The organism is Desulfosporosinus hippei DSM 8344, assembly GCF_900100785.1.
GTDB classification, from domain to species: Bacteria; Bacillota; Desulfitobacteriia; order Desulfitobacteriales; family Desulfitobacteriaceae; genus Desulfosporosinus; species Desulfosporosinus hippei.
The window spans coordinates 158,116-179,535 of record NZ_FNCP01000008.1; the positions used below are offsets into that span (position 1 = coordinate 158,116).

Below are 21,420 nucleotides of genomic sequence, written 5' to 3' on the forward strand. Positions count from 1 at the left end.
TCCCCTCAATATTTATGGTAATGAGAATATTCTTTATTTTAAGTTAAAATCCTTTTATTAACTTGGATTATTTAGGAAACTTTTTATTTTTTGTAGGAGAGAAAATTCAAAGACTATATAATAAAGAGAAAACTGTCGCATTTGGCTGGACTCTCCCCAAATCATCAACATATTGCCCAGTTAATTGACGTATCCCAGGGGTAACTTGATTTGGAACTTTTTTCGCTAAATAGTTTCCTACATTAGATAGGCTTTTACCAACTTTACCCGCCCAGGAACCTGGAATGAATGGAAGAAATGTTGCCGCTACATCCCAGGCAAGGTATCCGCCATTACCCCAACTTGGATCATTATAGAAGTCGTACATACTTAGACCTAGACTTCCAACATCTAGAGCTGTCTCTGCAAAACTTCCACTCGGGTCAGCGAAGTTTATCGGATCTCCGTTAGCATAAGCATAAAAGTTTTGGCTTATTGGATTGCCCAAATCTCCACCATATGGATCTCTCGAAATAAACCTTGCCGTTTCCGGATCGTAATAGAGTGCCTTCAAATAATACAGCTTCGTCTCGGTATCATAAAGATAACTTCCCCGTCGGCTATAACTTGTTATCCTTATGTAATTCCACCCTTTACCTCTGACCCATCAAAGCGAATAACATATACTTATTGTCAACCACTGTTCACCTGACGCATAGTGACTTTATGTAAAAGCTACTTCGAGTAGTTTGACTTACACCATCAAATGTTAACATCAATCTAGCCTTATATGCCACCGCCTAAATTGCCGGATTCGGCAATCCTCGAGATGACACCGTGGATATGACATTCTCAAGGAAAGGTAGGAGCGGAGCCCAAAACCTCCTGGCAATGGGTTTGGATCACATGATGAAGATACTCTTCTAATGTCCATCCCCCAGTATTTTCAATCTCTCTTTCATAAACCTGCTCTAAAAGTTTAAGCACCGGCGAATCAATGGCGAGGATTTGGCGTTGATTAATTCCTTCAGTAAGTCTTTTGATTTCCAAGATGTTCTCTACAAAAAATATCAATCTCTCGGAATACTCCCGATTAGCGTTTATTACATACAAGACATCCAATACTTGAGCTGACTTACAACTCAAGTTAATTATATTATAACTCAAATGAAAATCCACATGGCTAACCATAGTTCCAATCTCACAGATATTTTCTATTTCACCAATAGTGACTTTAGAGCTTATCTCAAAATCCTGATCCTTTTGCCGCAAGAAAACGCTGCCTTCCCAGGGCAATATATTCAGAAATCGACATAATTTCAGAGCAAATTTCTTCAATTCACCTTTAGAAAAGCTCTTATTTGCGTATTGACGTCTGATTTCCGTGCTCATCCTGCGTTACCTCCTCTTGGTTGCTAGAGAACTATTCTTCAAATCGTCTATACGCTCTTGACAACGCATCTTGATCACCTGATTAAAATATTCGTCAAAGGATCCATCTGAATTTTTAGTTTCCCTTTCATAAACCTGTTGCATAAGGTCAAATAATGATTCTTCAATTTCAAAGAACTCCCGTTGGCTGTTTGGCGTCTGCTCACTGAATCTTGTCAGCCCCAGGATGTTCTCTGTTAGGAAGACGATCTGCTGAGCGTTTTCTATATCACCCTTAATATTGTAGGTAATCGTCATAGCCTGAGGGTTCAACTTAAATCTAAGCTTGATAATATTTAAGCTGGAGTGGAAGGCAAGACAACTCATGGTCTTGCCTATCTCACAGATATTTATAAGGTCGGTGACAGTACATCGGGTGCTCGTCTCAACACCAGCGCTTTTTTGGTGCATTATAATACCCAGGTCAGTTATGGGCAAATTGCCTAACTCAGCTAGGCTATAAGCGAATTGAGTCAATTGACCTTGGGAAAAAATTTTATTCTCATATAGACGTTTGAGAAATGCAACCTTCACACAGATAGCCTCCAGATCCCTAATTAAACTAATCCTCTTCCTGCCGATACATCAATGGGAAAACTGCTTATTCTCATCGACTAAACCCAGGGCAATTTCTACTAAGGCTGTGAGATGCATCATTTTCATACCAAGCTTGTAATGCCTATTCATATCAACAAACTGATCCATGCAGTTATGGCAAGGAATACAGCCAATGGTCGCGCCGGTAGCCAGAAGCTGATCGACTTTAGGTTTGGCTTTAATCATCCGCATTTCTTTAGATTCAGCGACAGCTCCCGCTCCCCCGCCGGCTCCACAACAAATGTTATACTCCCTGTTGGGCGTCATTTCCCGAAAGTCCATGACAGTATGACTCAACACATAGCGCTGAGGGTCAACAACCCCCTCTTTACGCACGGTATTACAGGGATCATGCAGTGTTACCGGGATGGTATTTCTGGTCTTATCCAGTTTTAAGGTACCATCTTTAACCCAATCCGCATACAGCTCCATGATATGACGAACCGGCATCTCTTTTCCTTTCCAATAATCCCGGGCAAACACTCTGGTTGACCGGAAGGCGTGACCGCATTCTGTGACAATAATTTCTTTAGCGTTTAACCTCTCGGCTTCTTCAAACAACGGGCGTGAGATTTCGTCAAATTCATCGTTTTTGCCGGTGAACAAACAAATATTCGTAGCATCCCAACGCTTAGAGCTAATAGTGAAGTTGGCCTTGGCGGCGTGGAAAACATTGAGTATACTCTGCAGATCAGCCGGATAATGTTTAATTTCCCGGGCATTGAATCCAAAAATAAAATCTGCATTGGGTACATTTAAAGGAATCTTATAAGTCGGATCCTTCAAATCTTCCTGCATCATTTCTTCTATCCATTCTAATGTCTCATCAAAATCTATTTGTTCAACAGCCATCTGATTGCCTGTCCGGATATGATCATCGGCAATAACCTGCAAATAACCGGGTGCCTTTTCTACTTTTCCCCGGAAGGCTCTCGTGAGTGCGTTCATATTCACTCCCATTGGACATTCCACCGTACAGCGATTGCACATTGTGCAATTCCAGATAAAGGGGTCATTTTCTGCTTCTTCCCGCATCCCCAGAGCTACTTTACGTATAAACTTGCGAGGATCCTGATCTTTATGAAGATCACTATAAATACAACCGGCAGTACACATACCGCAAGTAAGGCAATTAGAGAAATCGTAGCCATTTAATAAACCTGCTATTTCTTCACGTAAGGTTGGATCTAAATTTTTAACTCTTATTGGTTCCCGCAATCTTACTGCACCTCCAACATTAATTTAATAGTTCAAGCGTAAATGGAATATCAGTCCGTTTTTCACCTCACTCCCTTAACAAGAGCGCTTGGAGATTTTCCTTGCTGCAGTCAATATTAGTCGCCCTAACCTTTCCCTGCTGTCGGATTCGTTAAACACTTACATCTTCATTTAATTTACGCTTTAATACTCTAATATCTATATTAAAAATTAACAATCTAGGAAAGTCAGAAGAGGGCCAATTTCAAGGCTCACTGCAAGTTTAGGGAAAACACAGTGTCGCGAACGCTTTAAAAAATAAGAACCACATTAGTTATTGACATATGTCCTTATAGTCAATAATACTCCATTAAAAACATATGTCAATAACTAAAATTCAGATTATTGGAAAAGCATCAAATTAGCTGTTCTTACCTGAGGCAGTTTGGGGACAAATGAAAACAAAAAAGAGTTACTTCAGTAATCTTATGACTTGCTGAAATAACTCTTTTATTTTTCCGGCTATGTTTACATTTGTATGCCGTGATTGCCCAAATCACATTGATTGGGACGATAACCTATAATCTTAAACTCAGACTGGAATAAAAAGTTGTTATTACGCTGTCAAATTCAAATTGCAAAATTTTAATCCTCTTCCAGTCGCACTGATTTTCTCAACAGCCTTAAGCCATTCATCAGCAAGAGATAGCCCAAGAATCCACCTAAAGTATTCAAAATAACATCATCAATATCCGCCGTCCCGAGTTTTGTGATTAGCTGTATTCCTTCCAGGACAGAACTTGTTGTGAAGGTAGTAATCACAAGAGCTTTTGCACTTTTGAGCTTAGTAAAAACAAGGGGCAGCAGAAAACCCATGGGCATAAACGCTAAGACATTGCCAAACAAGTTAAAAAACCAAACATCAATATTATCATCACTGACCCAGCTTATATAGGTAATGATTGTTTTAAAAGGAATTAAATTAAACCGCAGGTCCTCCCCGGAAAACCTAAAGTATTCACTGTAAGCAAAAAAGAAAAGTCTATAGAGCAAATAGGTAAAATAAATAAGAAAAAGTACCCCTGGCATTTTTCGCACCAGCTTATTTAATCGGGAAGGCATATAAATGCTCCTCACTTTCTCACTTCTTATTATTTCCATATTCATATACCTTCCGGAGATCCTCAAGCACCATATGATGACGTAAACCTGAAGATTTTGCACCTTAATTCATGGCAAAACCCAGCCGATTTCTTCCCCTTAAAGTTCTGATGTACCAAAGATTTGTTTTAAGTGATGCTCCAGGTGTCTCAGGTAATCCTGTACCAACTCAAAGAGGGTCATTGATTTATTATCACCTATGTCACACATATAACCCAGTTTCTCTTCCGGTATTCTTGAGATGATTCTAAGGATATGTCTATTTAATACCGTCCAGAGGGAAATAATCTCATCCAGAGACATATTTTGATAATCCTGAATCATGACCCAATTGTTTTGGTCATAAGGCACTATCACAAAAGGCTGCTTCTCAAACTGAATTTTTATGAACCTATGATGATTGTTAGTAGCGGAATCACATAAATGGCCCAATATTTCCTTTTTCGACCACCTGCCTTCTATGCGAACTGAAAATTCTTGTTCTGAATACTGTTTGACCTTGGCAGGTACTGACTGAATTAAGTAGTTAAGTCTTTCGTTAATATCTCTCATATCCTCACTCTTCTTTCTTCTCAATATTCTGGGTAAGCAATCGATTACCTAATGTATACTATTTCTGTTGATAACTTTCTGTTTTCAATAAAGTTTTCCGCGAGCAGATTAAGAGATAGCCTTTTAAATGAGGGGTTGTAATTCCACATGGGTGGATGTTCCTGACTTGGTGAATTGGACCAGCTCAACCCCATCAGCCGAGATATAATTTTCATCGCCCTGCAATTTAACCTCCGTAAGATGACCCTCAGTAATAATATTGGCTGTATGATTATCGCAGACAATTATCTGTCCCTTCCCTCCAACCAGGGCACTAATATTTTTATTATAAGGAACTGATCCTTCCCATTCAGTTTTTAGCGCAGGGTTATCCTTCATCACTTCAAGGTCATACGTAGTTTTAATCTTTACGAGTTGATTATCAACTACTTCTCCGATATACACTCTTCCGTTTCTAACCCCAATAATTCTATCATTGGTATTTTCTGAGATGACCAGACGCTTATCTTTTTTTAAGGCTTCAACGTATTGAATTGCCGCAACTTGCTGGATAGTCCCCACTTTACTATCAAGATAAAGTGTCGAGAAGCGATCAGAGGTGGCCATATTATTGATAAGCTCTCTTGGTTTGTTTAGGGTGCTTAAGTTTTTCATAACGTTAATTTTCATGAGCTGTTGGGTAGAGCCATTCGTGACAGTTAAGTACATCAAATTAGTAGCTGCTGCGACAACAAACTTTTCGAGTTTTCCGCCTGCAGCAATCTCTTCACTGCAACTCGGTGGGTCAAAGGAATTCAAACGATCTTCAGGAGCGCTATCTTCATCACTATCCGGAAGTTCCAGTGAATACATTTCAGTAAGTTGTGGACTTCCATACCGTTTTTCATACCTAGGTTCAGTCGGAACCTTTTGGGTCACAATTTCCCCTTGGTTTGGGTCTTCTGTTTTCTCAACGACTGAAGGGTTTGGGACAATAGTCTGAGGGGGGTATACTTTGACGGTTGTCACCTCATTAGGGTTTTTCTTGGCATAAAAATAGAGTAAGATATTTCGATCCGGCAACCATTGATACCTCAAAACTCCCAGGGTTTGATCCGTGGCAGACGGAGATTTTTTTTCAAAGACAATCTTTTCTTTTTTTAAGTTAAAAATTTTAAGTGTACCCTTTTCCATATAAGCTAAGTAGTCCTTGGCGTAAGAAACTTGAATATTAGTAAGCTCAGAACCAGGGATGGTTGCTTGAAGCTGGAGTGTGATCGGTGGCTCATTTGCTAGCGGAGTCAGTCCCATAACTTTTTGAATTTGGATGTTCAAAAGCGTGTGCCCTCCAAATTGAAAAACCAGTGACACTAATATCCAAACTAACAAGATCCGAAGTTTCTTCTTCATGCGTAACTTCTCCTTCTATAACGGTAATTACTTTGATCCTATAAGAGGGAGCTGCAAGGCTTCCTCCATTCGTTGCTACTATTCTGGCATGACCACAAATGCCGTTGGCAGGTAGCGTTCACCAGCCCAGTTCCAAAGTTTATTAATCACTTTTCCGTTATAAAAGAGTTCTGTAGAAGAACCGCCATCCAGATTGGCCGCATTCACTGCATCGTAATCCTTGAAAAGGTTATAGAGGTCGCTCATTTTTGCTCCCCAACTCCAAGTTGGTTGGCGACCATCAATTACGACTAGAATAATCGTGCCGTCTGCTTTCTGTCCGATGGCAGTTCGTGGCGCAACTCCCCAAGTAGAGTCTTGAAATTCCCCTCGTTTTCCGTCTTTTATTAAGGCTGGCCAAAACGACACCCCTTCCTGAAGGTTTTTCTTTTTAACGTCATCAGCCATTATTTGTCCGACGATCAGTTTGCCCTCTTTATCAAGGGCCACAATGTCTGTACTTTTGTTGCCAATACTGTTATGGACGATTTCTCCATTATGAATGGTTAATCCGTCAGGAAACCCTCCATTTCCTGCACCATTGGGGTCATAAAACCCTCCGCCATTTATTCCCGCAATAGCCCCAGTGTCTTTAACGAAGTCACTTACCCGTTCACCTGTAACCTCCAATTCTTTTGTCACAGCCACTTTTACCCGTTTGGGATCCTTTATGAGCATTACTTTGCCTTTAAATGCCTTACCGTTAATATCTTCAATCGTGATACCAGCAGATGCATCTGAAACAATACGCCGGATTGGACCATTAGACGGCAGGGATGCGCTGTCATATTTGTTAACAATCTCGCTAATTTCCTCATCCGAGAGAAACGCCTTAACAACCTGTGGATGTCTAGAAGTGAGAATAGAACCAACCGCTAAAGTTTTCGTTGCTTCAAATGGCCCCCACAAAACGGTAAACGGAAACAAGATTACGGAGAAAACCAGATTAAAGATGATAAAAACAAGCATCATTTTGGGCCGTATTTTTCGATTTTTCCTCATGCTGCCTCCCTTAAGATCATGATCAATGAAACCTCACTCTAAGGGGTAACTACAAAGGCTGTGGAAACATAGCGTTCCCCAAAAACGTTCGGAAGTTTATTCTGAACTTTACCTTGAAAGACCATTTCTGAGGAAGAACCGCCATCGAGATTGACCGCATTAACGGCATGATAATCCTCAAAAACTTTCGTAAGGTCACTTAAAGTCGCCCCGATACTCCAAGTAGGCTGGCGTCCGTCAATAACAACGAAAATTACAGTACCATCCGCCCTCTGACCGATACCGGTCCGTGGGGCAATTCCCCAGCCACCATCTTCTAAAATTACAGATTTGCCCTCTCGGATAAGATTAGGCGCAAAAGTAACAGCTTCACGAATGTGTCGAGCTTCCAATTGATTAGCCCTCATCTTGCCCAGAACCAGTTTTCCCTGGTCATCAAATCCCACAATATTGGCTTCGTTTTCTCCCACATTATTGTCGACCAGTTTCCCGTTCTGCACAGTTAACCCGTCTGGAAAAGCTCCGTTCCCTTTTCCATTTGGGTCATAAAACCCTCCTGCATTAATTCCGGCGATGGCTCCCCTAGCTTTGACGAGCTCGCTGACTCGCTCTCCCATAACCCCAATATCTTTAGTAACGGCTAATTTAATTCGGGTGGGATCCTTGATCAACATCACTTTGCCTTTAAATTTTTCACCTGAGATATCCTCCACTATGACTCCCGAGCTTATATCGCTAAACTCTTTGGGGAGCATGTTTGCTTGTTCCGGTTCTTTTTCATATAAAGGGGGGTTGGCCATCGCTTGAGGACTGGCAAATGACGTAAAGGCTAGTAATACTATTGCCACAACTCCCAGCAACGACCATTTAGCTGAAGATCGATGATTCTCACTGCTTTTAATCATGATTAGTCTCTTCTTGATTTGTGAATTTGAGCCACACAAACTTGCCATACCTGCTAGGCGAGGGGTTGCAGAATATGTCTCTGCCAGCTTGAGAAGTGTATAAGCGTAGTCGCTGCATTGCTCCGCATCTATCCGGGCTGTCGCTAGAGCATCACAGGATATCTCCTGGTCTTCCCGCATCCGGTAAAAAGCGTACCAAATTAGTGGGTTAAACCAGTGACAGATAATCAAGAGCTGGGTTAAGCAATTTATCCAAACATCCTTACGTTTAAAATGGATAAGCTCATGTAAAAAGATATGATTTAACTGTTCCAAACTAAACCTTTCCTCAATTCCAATGGGTAATAGCAACCTGGGGCGGCTCAAGCCTAATAATGATGGGCTGTTTACCTGCCTCGACTTTAAGAGAGGAATCTCTGTTATTATCTTTAAATCTGCTTTGAGTTTATTGAACTCCGAAAGCAAACCTTGGTCAGTCACCACTGCATGTCCAATGTTTTTAGAAAACCGTTTGTTAACGATCACTGTGAGAATGGTCAATATCAAGACTCCTAATAACCATATGTAAGACATTAGTCTATAAACGAACGGGAAAGAAATCCATGTATTTGATTTTTCTCTTGGGCCCAGGGTTTCTGAGCTTACAACAGCCATCTGAGAATCGCCATCCCCGACAGCTGTTAATTCAAAAGTAGATTGTTGATTGGCAAGGTTTGCTGAGGATGATGGTATGGTTCGGTCAATGATCGAAGCCACCTTTTGCTGGAGGTGGGATAAGTCGAGGTAATTATAAACACTTATCGGGCTATTGGGTGTCCATGGCAACACTAAACCAATGATTAAGACTGACCATAACATATACTGAAATCCTGCCCGAATTTTATATCTAAGTACAAATTTTACTCCGAGAAGAAAAATGATAAAAATGCTTGCCTTGGCTGATGTTATCAAAACCCAGTTGAAGAAGCTTAGATAATTTGCCTGTGAAAGCGTTAGCATCACTTTACTCCTTCCTGTCTTCAAGGAGCCGTTTTAGTTCTTCGATGTCGTCCTGAGAGAGTTTTTCATCTTTGAGAAAGTTAACCAGCATGGGCTTTAGAGCTCCGCCAAAAACTCGAGTGAGAAAGGACTTACTCTCTGCTTGGATACACTCTTGCTCTGTCACCAACGGATAGTAGATATAAACCCTGCCCTCTTCTTTGAAACCGAGAGCCTCTTTTTTCACGAGTCTCCCAATCAAAGTCTTAATCGTGTTTGGTTTCCAATCTGTCGATTCTTCTAAAGCCTTAACGATTTCATTTGCGGTACATGGTGCCGACTTCAACCAACAGATCTTCATAACTTCCCATTCTGCATCAGATATATTAGGTATGTTTTTCAAAGTTGAATCTCCTCTCAGTTTAAGTTTACATATGTAGTTGATAGTATACTACAACTGTAATCGATTACTGTCAAGCATATTTTCTGAACTTTCAGGGCTTTCCAGTCCGGTTAGCGTTGCTTAAACCTTACAAGATCTCCTAGGATCATTCAGCTGGCCTCCCCATTGATTATTAAAACTAAAACAGGATCCATTCCCTACGACAGAGAAAGGGTCCTGTTAGTTCCGGAAAATCACTTATTGGGTTATGCCCTCTCCTAAAAGATCTTTGAATTCATAGGTAATATCATTCTCCATTACCGTTACCTCAAGATATTTTGCTGCAGTTGGCTTTTCCGGGGAAAAATCCTGAGTACTAAAACCAGCACAGGAAATATACCGAACTCCCCTATCCAGCTCACATTGATTGACATCTCCCGAAAACAAGACCCAGAGGTTTTTTCCGGTTTTCTCCCGATATTCGGCCAAGGTATCCTTGAGTAATTCACTTTCTTTGGCATTAATAAAAGTTGCGGGAGCTGCTGACATGACAACAAATACATTACTGCCGGTCAGGTTGTCTAACTCCTCGAACAACCATAGCCATTGTTCTGGATCACTTCTGCGCAGTCCCCCCTGACTAACATCCAACTGAATAAAGCTAGAGTTCTTATAATCATAGGTTTTATATTCATTCTTGGAAATCAGGGCAGGTTTGGACATGTCTCTGACAGCAGTTGGGGCTTGGCTTCCGGTATAAACCGCCATGTCCAAATTTTCATTAATATACCCGGTCATTTTGTTCAACAATTGCTCTTCCATAGTATTATAGCTTGCGTGCCTACTAGCAAAAACCGAAAACTTAAAACTTTCCGAACCTGACTTAAAATCTGTTCTCCTGTTGGCATCATCTTTGGGGCTTGTATTCTGAGGTATTTCCCTTTGCTCAATTACCTGGGAAGGCTGGTCGTCATCGAAGGAATCAATTGTATCTGTAGAGTTTTCATAGATGGCTGCAGCAATATAGGCATTTACGCCCCCTACGCCGGCTTTGATATAGCCTGCACCAACTGCAGTGGCTTTAAAGATTCCCTCCTTGAGATCTCCTATTTTCCCACTTACTGCCCACTGAACATCTTTCGGCTGAATTTTCCCTTGGAAGCCCTGTTGGTCGTAACCAGTTACCTGGATGGTTTGGCTCTGTCCAAGAGGTAAGTCTAACTTATCTGAACTGAGCTTAAGCTTGACAGGAGCACTTAAAGAACGGATATCCAACTCAGCTGTTAATTCCCCTACTTTAGCAATTATTTTGCCCTTGCCTACTGAAGTGGGCTGAAACTGATTATCTCTAAATCTCCCTTTAATCCCGCTCACTCTCCATTTTATCTGTTGAGGATTAATCTTGACCGGATTAGCGAAACTGTCCACTCCCCTAAGTGTATATTTTCTCGAAGTATGCACAAAAACATTAGGGTCCTCGGTTTCTAGGATAAGCTTCGTCAGTGAACCGGAAGAGGCCTGAGAAAAGATTCCGATACCGTTGGCAACAGAACGCAAAGAACCTTCAGAAGGTATGTTGACAAGGTCTAAGGTGGAAGTTCCCGGCTTTCTGGCTACCATGGTAGTAGATCCGCCGCCATCAAAAATCAGGGCATTGTAGGCTCCCAATTCCTCCATGAGTTGAGCGGACTCACTCTGGGTAAGACCGATACTGTTATCCTGTCGGCCATCGATCGTGACCAAAATCAGTTGTTTCCCATCCTCAGAGCTCCCGGCCAAGGTGCGGGGGTTTTTCTTGTCAAAACTGCCGGTGCTATAAGAAAAGGTCTCAGGAATCTGACCGTCCTTGACCAGCAAGGAAGACCCGGTTGCTGACATTTGCAGATCGGACCAGTCTGGGTTAGAGGTAACGGTGAATTGTGCAGGATCTCCCATCCTTAAGCTTTCCAGAAGTTTAAGAGCTTGTTCTCCCCGGGAAATCACAACATAACCTTGGGCTGGTATGGTTGCGGCAGGCATAGCTTGGCGAATTTCTATCACCCGTCCTTGGGAGACAAGAATTTCCACTAAATCCGGATACGTTTCTGAGGCTCCGAGGGTGGTGGGTCCCCATTTATTATCCAAGACGGTAATATCCATATATTGCTGACGGCTAGGCTGGTTGTACTGAGTCACCGCAAATGAAACATTATTGAATCCTGTCAAGGTCAGGGAATTTTCCCAATAATTAAAGAGTATCTGACCAGCGTTATCCAGAGAGAGAGAAGCCATTTCATCATTGTTTTGATTGTACCAACCGGAGGTGGCTACGAGGTCTCCCCCTTGTACAAAGGGTCCGTCAGGATACCCGGTACCGCCACCCATGGGATTGAAGAAACTGGCGTTCACTGCAGCTACGGCATTGTTTTCCTGGGCTAAGGCAAGTACAGTAGAAAGTGGATCCGTGATCCGGCTATTAGCCAAGGTATCTATTTTGATGTTAGGATTCGTGGTATCAATACGTAATACTTTGATATTTAACCACCCGTCTGCTGTAAACCGCGAAATATGTTCCAGAGTTGCTCCAGCGGTTATGGTCTGTTGAACTCTAGTCTCATAGAGAGTTTTTGGTTGGGCTACCGCTGTGCCGGAGATTGTCAGGACAGCGCAGACTGTTGTCAGAAAGATTACAAGTACTTTTTTCAAATAAGTCATTTAAGTTCTCCTCGGATATTTTTTCATAATAAGATTCAGCTTATCATCATACATTCCACATCTTCCTAAATAATCCTCTCCCAGGGGAAAGATTAGTTGAATTCAAAAAATAAAGTCCCAGGGTTTCCTAGGACTGTCCCTCAACCTGCCCCTTATCGTATTAGATAAGCGACTAGACTGAATACATTAACCGCATTTCTACTTCTATTTTTACTTTACTTCTATCCGAAATGAATGTGCAGAGTCATGGGTTTCATCCCATCTACCATTAATTTCGTAAACATATATACCTGGTATAGTAGGTGCACTAAATTTCTCATTATTTAGAATTACTTTCGACTCAATTTCTCCTTGGTTCCAGTGTATTATTTCTATCTGTTTTGGTTGATATTTGGTATCAAATCTGATCGATATGTTGCTATTCGGTTCAACTGCAATAGCGTCAATATTCTTTGTTGTTTCTTCGGGAGGGGGGTTTAGATGGCTATTCCCGCCCTTTTTTTTATCAAACCAATTGTACATAGACTCCACGGTCGGAATCGTTAAATTATTATATTTAACGATTGGAACTGGTGCTTCTTTAGGAATACTAGTATTGATTAAGGAATATACAATAATTCCAACACCTAATAGCAGTAACAGAATTATATTCGTTATGACCTTTTTAGTAATGATATTATCGCCTCACTACATTCTAAATGTCATTAGTTTCTGGGTTTATTGAAGAGCTTATTATAAAACCTAACTAATCTACTCATCTATGAAGTATGCAAAAATAAGGACCCAGCCACCCATCTTCATGTGTTAGGACAAATGTCCAATTAAATTGTTCATCAGTAATATAAATATCTGCTGTTTCATGATCGGTTATAAATTGGCTCAAATCATCAAATGAAAATGCTCTGAACTTGTTGTCAATGATATATCCCGTATCTTTATATTGATGGAAAAGATAAAAGCTATATAAGTTATCTTTTAAAATATCTTTAAAGGAATTTCTTGCCTGTTCATCACTTTCGCACTCCCTTGCTTTGTAGCTGAATATATGCCAAAGCATGTCTCGGCCCTATTTCGACACAATGGCTCTCTCGGAGCGAAATATTCACTCTGATCAGGTACAGAATAAAAAGCAAGTGTTACATGAATATATCGATTCTGTATATGTTTCACATTCAAAAGATTACAACATAAATGTAAAGCTCAATGTTAGGGTTTTTAATGTCTAATGACTCAATGTTTGATACAAATTAACGATGCATCCACTCTTTTTTCAAAGGGGGTGCATTTGCTTTTTGGGGGGTGCAAAATTCAAAAGAGCTCAGCCTAAAGTGCATATTTCCACGGCTTTCTACTCTTAACTATGATATATACTTCCAACTGCTGTTACTGCCTTTTTGCCCTCCCTTTTTGCGTTTATGTGTAATTCTTTAAAATTAAATGACTCAATAAAATTCGAACAGTTTAATTAATTACCAGCGATATTCATTCATATAACTGATAAGGGCAGAAGCACAATTTATTTTACATTTTCGCTAAAAACATTATGACTCCTCTAGAAAGTAATACTACAAATGAAATAATTGTCATTACGCGATTCTTTATTTTAAAGTAAAGTATTGAAGCCGATATCGCAACAATTAGTAAAAGCACATCTACCCAACTAATACTTCCGCTTAATACAACGGAAAAATTTGTCATAAATTTACTATAAAGAATCAATACAACCCAAAAGAGACTATACAAAGCAAGTAGAACAATAATTATGTTTAATAAAATCAATAGTTTTTTCTTCATATTCACTCACCTTTCTAAAAAACCTAAAGTAAATATAACCGTACTCTTGACAAAAATCCAGTACCTATACTTTTACTTTTTTAAATAAGAACAAACACATATTCTCAGCAATGAGTACGCTTTTTAAAAAAGTACTTGAGATTTATTTTTGTAAGTTAAAGGAGTCTGCTTCTTCTATAAACACCTAACACTCTCACCTCTTATTTATAAAAAGAAGATTGCTTACATACAGTCGGTCCATATAAGGTAATTCTTTATTTGAATAACCAATAAATAACGCAAAACAACTATGCGTTCCAGGCTCTTTAATTTCCAGTTCAACTGGAATAAGTGTCTTACCAGTTTGTAAATTGTTGCTAATTAAATTAAAATATTTCTTACCATTATTGTATACTTCAATTTGTTTATTATCCAAAAAAACAACGAATATACCTTTACTAAATTCTGTTTTGGATATATTTCGAAATAAATTAAACTTATAAATGTCAGTATCCTGTAAATTTTCTTGAGTCAGCACTTCTACACCATTTTTCCTAATACAATCGGAATTCTTTACCAAGAAAATCCCTTTCACGTCTTCTCCATAATTTTGCAAAATCTCAAGTGCCGGTTCACTATTTTGAGGGCTATACATACTATCTTGATCATTCACACAAACAGTTATTGCTTTATAGGTCAAATATATTCCAGGCGAAATAAATATGTCTTTAGGTATTCTTTGATCTTCTCTATATAACATGAATATTAATTCATTGGGACCATTATTTAAATTTCTGATCCCTACGTTAATAATTTTATTACTTTTTTCATTAATTGATATATCATAATTAAGATACATTTGTTTATCTATATAATATTTTTCTTGCTTTCCATTATTAAGCAAAATTAATGTATATATATTCTCAAATGGATAATCATTATCAATTCCAATCTCAATATCTAGAGTATTACTGTTGATATTTATGTTTTCTTCTCTTATTGTCGTACCATTGTTGCAAAATCGCATGCCCGTACTTACCATTATACTCTGTTTTTTTTCTTCTGAAGTTGTCTCTTGAATACACCCCGTACAACATACAATTATATATACTATTATAAAAATAAGTATGCTTTTCTTTTTCACGCTATCACCCTTTTGATCTTAAAATTAAAGGAGGGGGGTGGCCCCTCCCAGTTCTTATTCAAGGTCTTCATACGAATATATAGTTGCAAGTACCCCATCATGAGTAACAAAATGATTTGAAGCACATTTATACGTCTTACTGCTATCATAGGGTACCGACGTAGGTAATGAATATAATGATTGAGTGTTGTAAGCAAGCTGTTCATCATGACTCACTATAGTATTTCCTTCATATATATAAGTAATCGCCCTCATTACTTCTGCAATACCCCCCCAACACTGAGTATATCCTTGTCCACCAACATAGCCATAATTTTGCCAGATATCGGATCTTCCAGTAGAGAGCACAACGTGATCTGGTGTTATAATATTTTGTGTATCACTTTTTTGATTAGTACCTTGCGAAATTAGATCTATATCCGTTACCTTCGTTTTCTGAGCTGCAAATACATCACTTGAAAATAGCACGAATAAACAAAACATAAGTGGAAAAATAATCCTTTTTTTCACAAAACTCATCTCCTTTAAAATAGCTTATTTACTTAATTAATTTCGCCTCTCGGAATTCAAAAAATCAGATAGCAAAAGCTTTGCATAATCCTATCGAATATTTGAACACCCAATTAGCAATCTCAGGGAATAAGTAAAAAATCACTCTCCTTTTCCAAATCTCCCTTCACAAACATCCTCAGTAGGTATAGTATAAAAGTGCCTACTATTTGTGTAGGTGCCAACTCCTTCAGATCAATGTTACTTTGCGGGTATAGTTGATCTGGAGTCGTCTCTATTTAAATGACGAAAGCCATTCAAATACTTTATCGAAGTTGCTAATAAATTATAAGAACAAATTGAAAGTATTCCTGATTTTTCAGATTTTTCTAATGTTAATAAAACAATACAATAATGGCTAAAGTCTGCTCAACACATAACTGGATATTGCTTTAAAAACTACGAGGAACATTAACAGACATACTGACTTTTTCTTCCTCCCTTGTGAAAAAACACTATGTTCAGAAGAGCACTCAAGGGCACGTTATAAAAACATGATCCAGTGTTTCCTCGTGCCCGGAGTGTCCCAACATTACGGGTAAGGCTCAAAAGAATACTTCATATTATCCTCTTCCCTCGCCAAATTGAAGCATTCGACGTAGGGCAAAGTCGGATTTATTTAGGGACATTTTAGATCGATAATAAATAATGGGGTCTACTAGTAAAATAAAATCAAATAAAGGGAAAACAAAATTATAATTTCATCCTTCTTTGGTAAATTAAACCTACTTTCTACGTACTATACAATAAATTAAACATTATTGCACCGAAAATCATACAGCAGTATGCCGCATGTTTTTTGTGGTCACCGCAAAAACATACTCCCCAAGATGCGCTTTAGATCTTTAGCTATTATCCACAACTTCAACATTATGCTTTTCTGATTAACGAAAAAAAAGGCCTCACGGCCCCTAAAATATTAAAAAAGATCATATTTCAAGTTGCATTCTGCATTATTTTAGCCCACATCTTATTATATAAAATCCTCAATAGGAATAAGTCCCAGACGCTTGGCTTCAACTATTGCCTCCGCTCTTGAGCGAACGTTTAATTTCCCGAAAATTCGTGTCAAATTATACTCAACCGTACGTTGACTTATCAATAAAATATCTGCAATTTCCCTGTTGCCCTTACCTCTAGCGACTTCTCTCAGAATCGCTTGCTCCCTTTCATCGATTGAAATACCTTCTAAGCTTTCTTCATTCACCGAAGTAGCAACCCTTGCATCATTACGCCTTAGCTGATGTAAAAGAGATACGGGTATAACGGCCTCGCCATGCAAAGCACAGCGGATCGCCGTTATAAGTTGCTCTCGTGATGCTGTTTTACTTACGAAGCCTGAAACACATGTTTCAACTAGAATATTAAAATGCGAAGCAATATCGTAACCTGTATAAATAATAATAGGCGTATTTAAATTTGTCGTGATTACTCTCCGAGTTAATTCCAATCCATTGATTACCGGCATATTCAAATCAAACATAAGAACATCAAAAGTCTGGCTTTTCAACAACTCTAATGCTTCCATACTAGAAGTTACAACAGTCACTTTCATTTCTACGTCTTGTTCAATCATGCTTTTTGTACCTTCACCTACTGAGGGATGATCATCGACTAATAAAATTTGAATCACCTTGTCCCTTCCCCCTTAAACAACTTGTTCGTTTGCACTGGACATCATGTCCACCACCATCCAAATTGAAACTTCAAATCCTTTACCTGGACTTGAATGAAAACTTGTATTCCCCCCTAGACTTGAAACTCGTTCTTTGATTCCAGATAACCCCATATGGCTAAGTGAAGATTTTAAGTTGTTTAAATCTATACCAATACCGTTATCTAGATACCTAAATTCTAAAATATCATTACTATTGGCTAACGTGATATTAACCTCTGTTGCTTTTGAGTGTTTAGCTGCATTTGTCAACAACTCTTGGACAATTCGGTAAAGGGCTAATACATGTTCATAATCCAAATTCATACTGAAATCTTTTGAATTGAAATTCACAACGTAATCTGTTCGCAATTGGGCATCAGCAAACAAATTCTTTAACGCTTCTACAATCCCTGATTCCCTTAGTAAAGGCGGAAATAATTCATTACAGGTTTCACGAATTTGATGTGTTACATCTAACATTCCTTCGGCCAGATTATTCAATTGCATCTTCAGATCTACCGAAATTTTTTCATCTTCTAAGATTATTTCCAGCTTTCGATACCATAACAATTGATGTTGCAGTGCTGAATCATGTAAATCTAAGGCTAGACGTCGTCTCTCCTTTTCCGATAAGTTAAATAAAAGACGCATTACCCAAGGATGCTCTGGATCTTTTTGGGTAACCGCTTCCTCTAATTTTACGGTCAATCCCTCAATTAAGCGTAAGTTTTCATAGACCAGGCTTGCATAAGAAGCGATTGTTCTAAGCCATACTTTTTCATGTTGATTAAAATGAGTTCGATTTTGCTTTTCTCTAATCCATATAAGGTGAATTTTATCCTCAGCCTTACTTACTATAAGCAAAACACCATTATCTATATCGATTAATTCTCCAACGGAAATCAATCCGATATTGTCTTTTAACCAATTAATGCTTTCTTCAGAGGGAAAATTCGGATCCCCTGTTTTTATTAACAATGAATTGTCTGTCAGATCCATTGCGAACAAGGAAATGGATTTCACCGGTAAGACTTGCATTACTTCTATGATTAATTCTTCTTCCAGATCAGCTGGCTTCATCACCCTGGAGATAGTCTGAGAGAAACGGTCTAAGCTTGCTTGGAAATTATACTTTTCTCTAAATAATTTTGACCGAAAACTGAAATCAAGCTCTTCTTTGATATACAGGAACACTATGATTCCTATATAAGTAACAAGGCCAACATGAATCCCCTGAAGAAAAGTAATTTCCCCCACAATGTAGAATAAAATCAATAAAAAGAGTGTAGTGGGTATGAGGCAGATTATAGAATAATATCGTATACGGCTAATGATAAAATCGATATCAAACAAGCTTTTTGCTGTAATTAGATATAAAAAAACAACCGGAAGAAATACTAAGAAAACCGCCCCTAAAGCCCCCGGTATAAGTTCAACACCGAATAAAATACTTGGTAGACCCACTAATACGACAAAGGGGAAAAAGGCCAGTATAAAACCTACTATTATAATTTTAAAAACCGGTTTGTGCACCGTATTTCTATAACGCATATAACGAGAGATAATAATGTAAAAACATAGAAGAATGCTTACTGAAAAGACAGCCAGAAAGGAATACCTGATAATCGATAACCTTCCGCCGAAGATCTGAAACAATGAATGAATAACAAGCAGCAACCCATTTATTCCATAAAATGCAAACAAGAATTTACGACTATACAAAATAAGTCCATGTTGCAAAAAATAAACCCGTAAAAATTCCAAAAAGAGTACAGGGATTAAAGACATAGTAATTCGATTGATGTATATCCCGAGAATATCTATCCTAGAAGAAGCCCCAGCACTTAAGTAGCTAAACCCTATGGCAATAAAAAAGAAAATGAGGAGAAGAGCAGCCTTATCATCCCTTTTTTTAATATATAGGAAAAGGGAAAAAATAAAGAGAATCCCAAAGACTAGTCCTGGTATCAAAATATGATACCAAAGCAAATCTTGAGTCGGATTATTGGTCACCTTATATAAAATCAGTTCGTTACTTTGATTAATTGCTAATGTCTCTGCTTGTTCAATGACACCATATTGCCTGACGGTAAAATGCTCGCTAGGCTTATTTTGGTTGATCAATGCAACAGTATCTCCAGCCTTGATTCCTTGTTGATTAGCCCAACCAAGATGATCAACATTAGATATCTGCCATTTACCTGCTTCATTTTCCACCACGCTTAAGCCGATGTAGGGAACGTTTAGCGTGACAAAAAGTAAGTAATAGATCAATATTAAAATAATTCCGGCAGAAGATAGCCATACGAAACGTCTTTTCAGGTCTCCCATTCACAAATCTCCTTCATTAAAGAAAAGTCAGGATTTATCCTGACTTTTCTTTAATTTCTTACCAATACTGCAATGGCCCAACGACGCTAGGCTCATCTTCAAAGCTATCAATAACTGCCTTCTGCTCCATCTTTGTTAATCCTACTAAGCTTGCTGAGCCTTCTTTGACTTTCTCTTTTACATCTGGGTTTTCTATTAAATATTCGACAACATTTTGTAACATACCCTTTTTCTCTCCTTTAAAATTTATTTAATATACTATCATATAATCCATCAAACTGCCCCGCCAACAGGACTGCGGGTTCCCGCAATTGTATTGCGGAGCAACCACATTATATAAATTGCCATAGCTTTTCCTTCCACTTATTTTCTATCCCTATTTTATCTATCAGTTCAATCGCCTTTTGTTGATTTACTTTCATAATAACCCGCGTATATTCAAAAACACCAGATTTTTGAATTAACTCTTGAATTTCTTCCTTACTTTGGATTAATTCTTCCTTGTTTAACTTACCGCTAAAATAGTCCTTAACAAACTGATATTGGGGTCGTTGATTTTTTAGCCAATACAATGTGAGGAGAGTTTTCCTTTTGTTAATCAGGTCATCTTTTTCATCCCAGCGACAGGTATCCTTGATATCATTCCTTATTTGGGCAATTATCCCAATATGTTCTCCGTATTTACTGACGATTTCATGATGTTTGTCAGAAGTAAGTATAGTACCTAGCAAACATGCCGAAGCCATGAGCGAACCCGATTTCCCTCTAACCATTTGGATGTAATCTTCTTCAGATTCAATATTACCCATAAGATCAGAGTGTTGGCCATTTATCGCTTTGAGCACACACGTATTTAAGCAGTCGTTTGCCATTACCTTCCTATCTCGATCAAATGATGTTTGTTCTAATGCTTTTGAACTAACCATCAGCAGACCTATAGCTATGTTCAAAACTAGAGCGCGATCCATTCTCTGCCAAGGTACGGAAAAATTATCTTGATCTTGCAAATCATCAAATATATCCAGAGAAAGAATCATAAGTTCAACTGCTGCCGCCGCATTAAAGATGTCTTTAGACTGCCCGCCAAACATTTGGTAATGCAAGATAACGAGCTGGCCAAAGGGGAAATGACTGTTCATTTTGAAGGTAATGAATTCTGACATGTTAATTTTTAGTTCCTTCACCGGAAAATAGTCATTGACTAATTCTAACATTACCTTGCCGATAACTTTCCAATCTTCTGGCATAAATTTGTTACCACCTATTACGAACCAAAAGTAAAAATATATCTCTACAACAAGTAGATGCCGGCCTCTGAGAGGGCTTTTGTATTGGCTGAATCCAATATAAGGTACTTAATTTCAATTTACTGTAACGTTCAGTACTTATGAGAAACTTTATCTAGTTATACTCATTCATTATGGCATAACGTTTACACAAAATTTGGCGAACGCAGTCACAATGATAATTTTCTTAAGTGATAGTTCTATAGACGTTAATGAGTGCCTCATTTGTCTTTAAGGAAAGCCTATTTTCTTCTTATGGATAAGGTCTCCAAGTGCTGGTGTGAATGGTAAAATAAACTGATCGGTTTTCGGACAGGAAAACGGATCGGAATTTGGCCACAAACTGATCGCTTTCATCTTGAAATAATACAACT

General features: G+C 38.6%; 17 protein-coding genes and 2 pseudogenes. All 19 read right to left on the minus strand.

Annotated elements, in window-relative coordinates; translation table 11 throughout:
• Positions 1-106 precede the first annotated feature (106 nt).
• The 19 genes and pseudogenes from BLS16_RS09240 to BLS16_RS09335 all read right to left on the minus strand — a co-directional run bounded on the left by BLS16_RS09240 (position 107) and on the right by BLS16_RS09335 (position 21,007).
• Positions 107-619 carry an RHS repeat-associated core domain-containing protein gene (locus tag BLS16_RS09240; RefSeq protein WP_092332555.1) on the minus strand — a complete coding sequence of 171 codons (513 nt, stop codon included), beginning with the start codon at positions 617-619 and terminating at the stop codon, positions 107-109.
• A 212-nt stretch (positions 620-831) separates the two neighbouring features.
• Positions 832-1,371, minus strand: coding sequence for a hypothetical protein (locus BLS16_RS09245; RefSeq protein WP_092332557.1), 540 nt, complete (start codon positions 1,369-1,371; stop codon positions 832-834).
• A gap of 6 nt (positions 1,372-1,377) precedes the next feature.
• Positions 1,378-1,944, minus strand: coding sequence for a hypothetical protein (locus tag BLS16_RS09250; RefSeq protein WP_092332559.1), 567 nt, complete (start codon positions 1,942-1,944; stop codon positions 1,378-1,380).
• Positions 1,945-1,995: 51 nt separating this feature from the next.
• On the minus strand, positions 1,996-3,225 hold the full coding sequence (locus BLS16_RS09255) for a (Fe-S)-binding protein (RefSeq protein ID WP_092332561.1): 1,230 nt from the start codon (positions 3,223-3,225) through the stop codon (positions 1,996-1,998).
• A 624-nt stretch (positions 3,226-3,849) separates the two neighbouring features.
• Complete coding sequence (locus BLS16_RS09260) at positions 3,850-4,326, minus strand: VanZ family protein (RefSeq protein WP_092332563.1); 477 nt, start codon at positions 4,324-4,326, stop codon at positions 3,850-3,852.
• A 138-nt stretch (positions 4,327-4,464) separates the two neighbouring features.
• Positions 4,465-4,917: a DinB family protein gene (locus BLS16_RS09265; RefSeq protein WP_092332565.1), complete on the minus strand. Its 453-nt coding sequence runs from the start codon at positions 4,915-4,917 to the stop codon at positions 4,465-4,467.
• 123 nt (positions 4,918-5,040) lie between these two features.
• Positions 5,041-6,306: a hypothetical protein gene (locus BLS16_RS09270; RefSeq protein WP_092332567.1), complete on the minus strand. Its 1,266-nt coding sequence runs from the start codon at positions 6,304-6,306 to the stop codon at positions 5,041-5,043.
• A 78-nt stretch (positions 6,307-6,384) separates the two neighbouring features.
• Positions 6,385-7,347, minus strand: a complete 963-nt coding sequence (locus tag BLS16_RS09275; RefSeq protein WP_092332569.1) for a phosphodiester glycosidase family protein — start codon at positions 7,345-7,347, stop codon at positions 6,385-6,387.
• 38 nt (positions 7,348-7,385) lie between these two features.
• Positions 7,386-8,084: pseudogene (locus BLS16_RS24220) on the minus strand (phosphodiester glycosidase family protein); the annotation flags it as partial.
• 174 nt (positions 8,085-8,258) lie between these two features.
• Positions 8,259-9,251, minus strand: a pseudogene (locus tag BLS16_RS24225) (M56 family metallopeptidase); the annotation flags it as partial.
• Positions 9,252-9,255: 4 nt separating this feature from the next.
• A complete protein-coding gene (locus BLS16_RS09285) occupies positions 9,256-9,633 on the minus strand; it encodes a BlaI/MecI/CopY family transcriptional regulator (RefSeq protein WP_092332571.1) in 378 nt (125 codons plus the stop codon).
• 237 nt (positions 9,634-9,870) lie between these two features.
• Positions 9,871-12,306, minus strand: a complete 2,436-nt coding sequence (locus tag BLS16_RS09290; protein ID WP_092332573.1) for a phosphodiester glycosidase family protein — start codon at positions 12,304-12,306, stop codon at positions 9,871-9,873.
• 754 nt (positions 12,307-13,060) lie between these two features.
• The gene (locus BLS16_RS09300) at positions 13,061-13,363 is read right to left on the minus strand and encodes a DUF4275 family protein (RefSeq protein ID WP_092332577.1); all 303 of its coding nucleotides are present in this window, start codon (positions 13,361-13,363) and stop codon (positions 13,061-13,063) included.
• A 930-nt stretch (positions 13,364-14,293) separates the two neighbouring features.
• Positions 14,294-15,223 carry a hypothetical protein gene (locus BLS16_RS09310; RefSeq protein WP_092332581.1) on the minus strand — a complete coding sequence of 310 codons (930 nt, stop codon included), beginning with the start codon at positions 15,221-15,223 and terminating at the stop codon, positions 14,294-14,296.
• Positions 15,224-15,277: 54 nt separating this feature from the next.
• Positions 15,278-15,733, minus strand: a complete 456-nt coding sequence (locus tag BLS16_RS09315) for a hypothetical protein (RefSeq protein WP_092332583.1) — start codon at positions 15,731-15,733, stop codon at positions 15,278-15,280.
• Positions 15,734-16,745: 1,012 nt separating this feature from the next.
• Positions 16,746-17,405 (minus strand): response regulator transcription factor, encoded by a 660-nt coding sequence (locus tag BLS16_RS09320; RefSeq protein ID WP_092332585.1) that lies wholly within the window; start codon positions 17,403-17,405, stop codon positions 16,746-16,748.
• Positions 17,406-17,420: 15 nt separating this feature from the next.
• On the minus strand, positions 17,421-19,646 hold the full coding sequence (locus tag BLS16_RS09325; protein ID WP_242876244.1) for a sensor histidine kinase: 2,226 nt from the start codon (positions 19,644-19,646) through the stop codon (positions 17,421-17,423).
• 172 nt (positions 19,647-19,818) lie between these two features.
• Positions 19,819-19,983, minus strand: a complete 165-nt coding sequence (gene comX / locus BLS16_RS09330; RefSeq protein ID WP_092332589.1) for a competence pheromone ComX — start codon at positions 19,981-19,983, stop codon at positions 19,819-19,821.
• Positions 19,984-20,092: 109 nt separating this feature from the next.
• Entirely contained in the window at positions 20,093-21,007 is a 915-nt protein-coding gene (locus BLS16_RS09335) for a polyprenyl synthetase family protein (protein WP_092332591.1), read from the minus strand.
• Between the last annotated feature and the right edge of the window lie 413 nt (positions 21,008-21,420).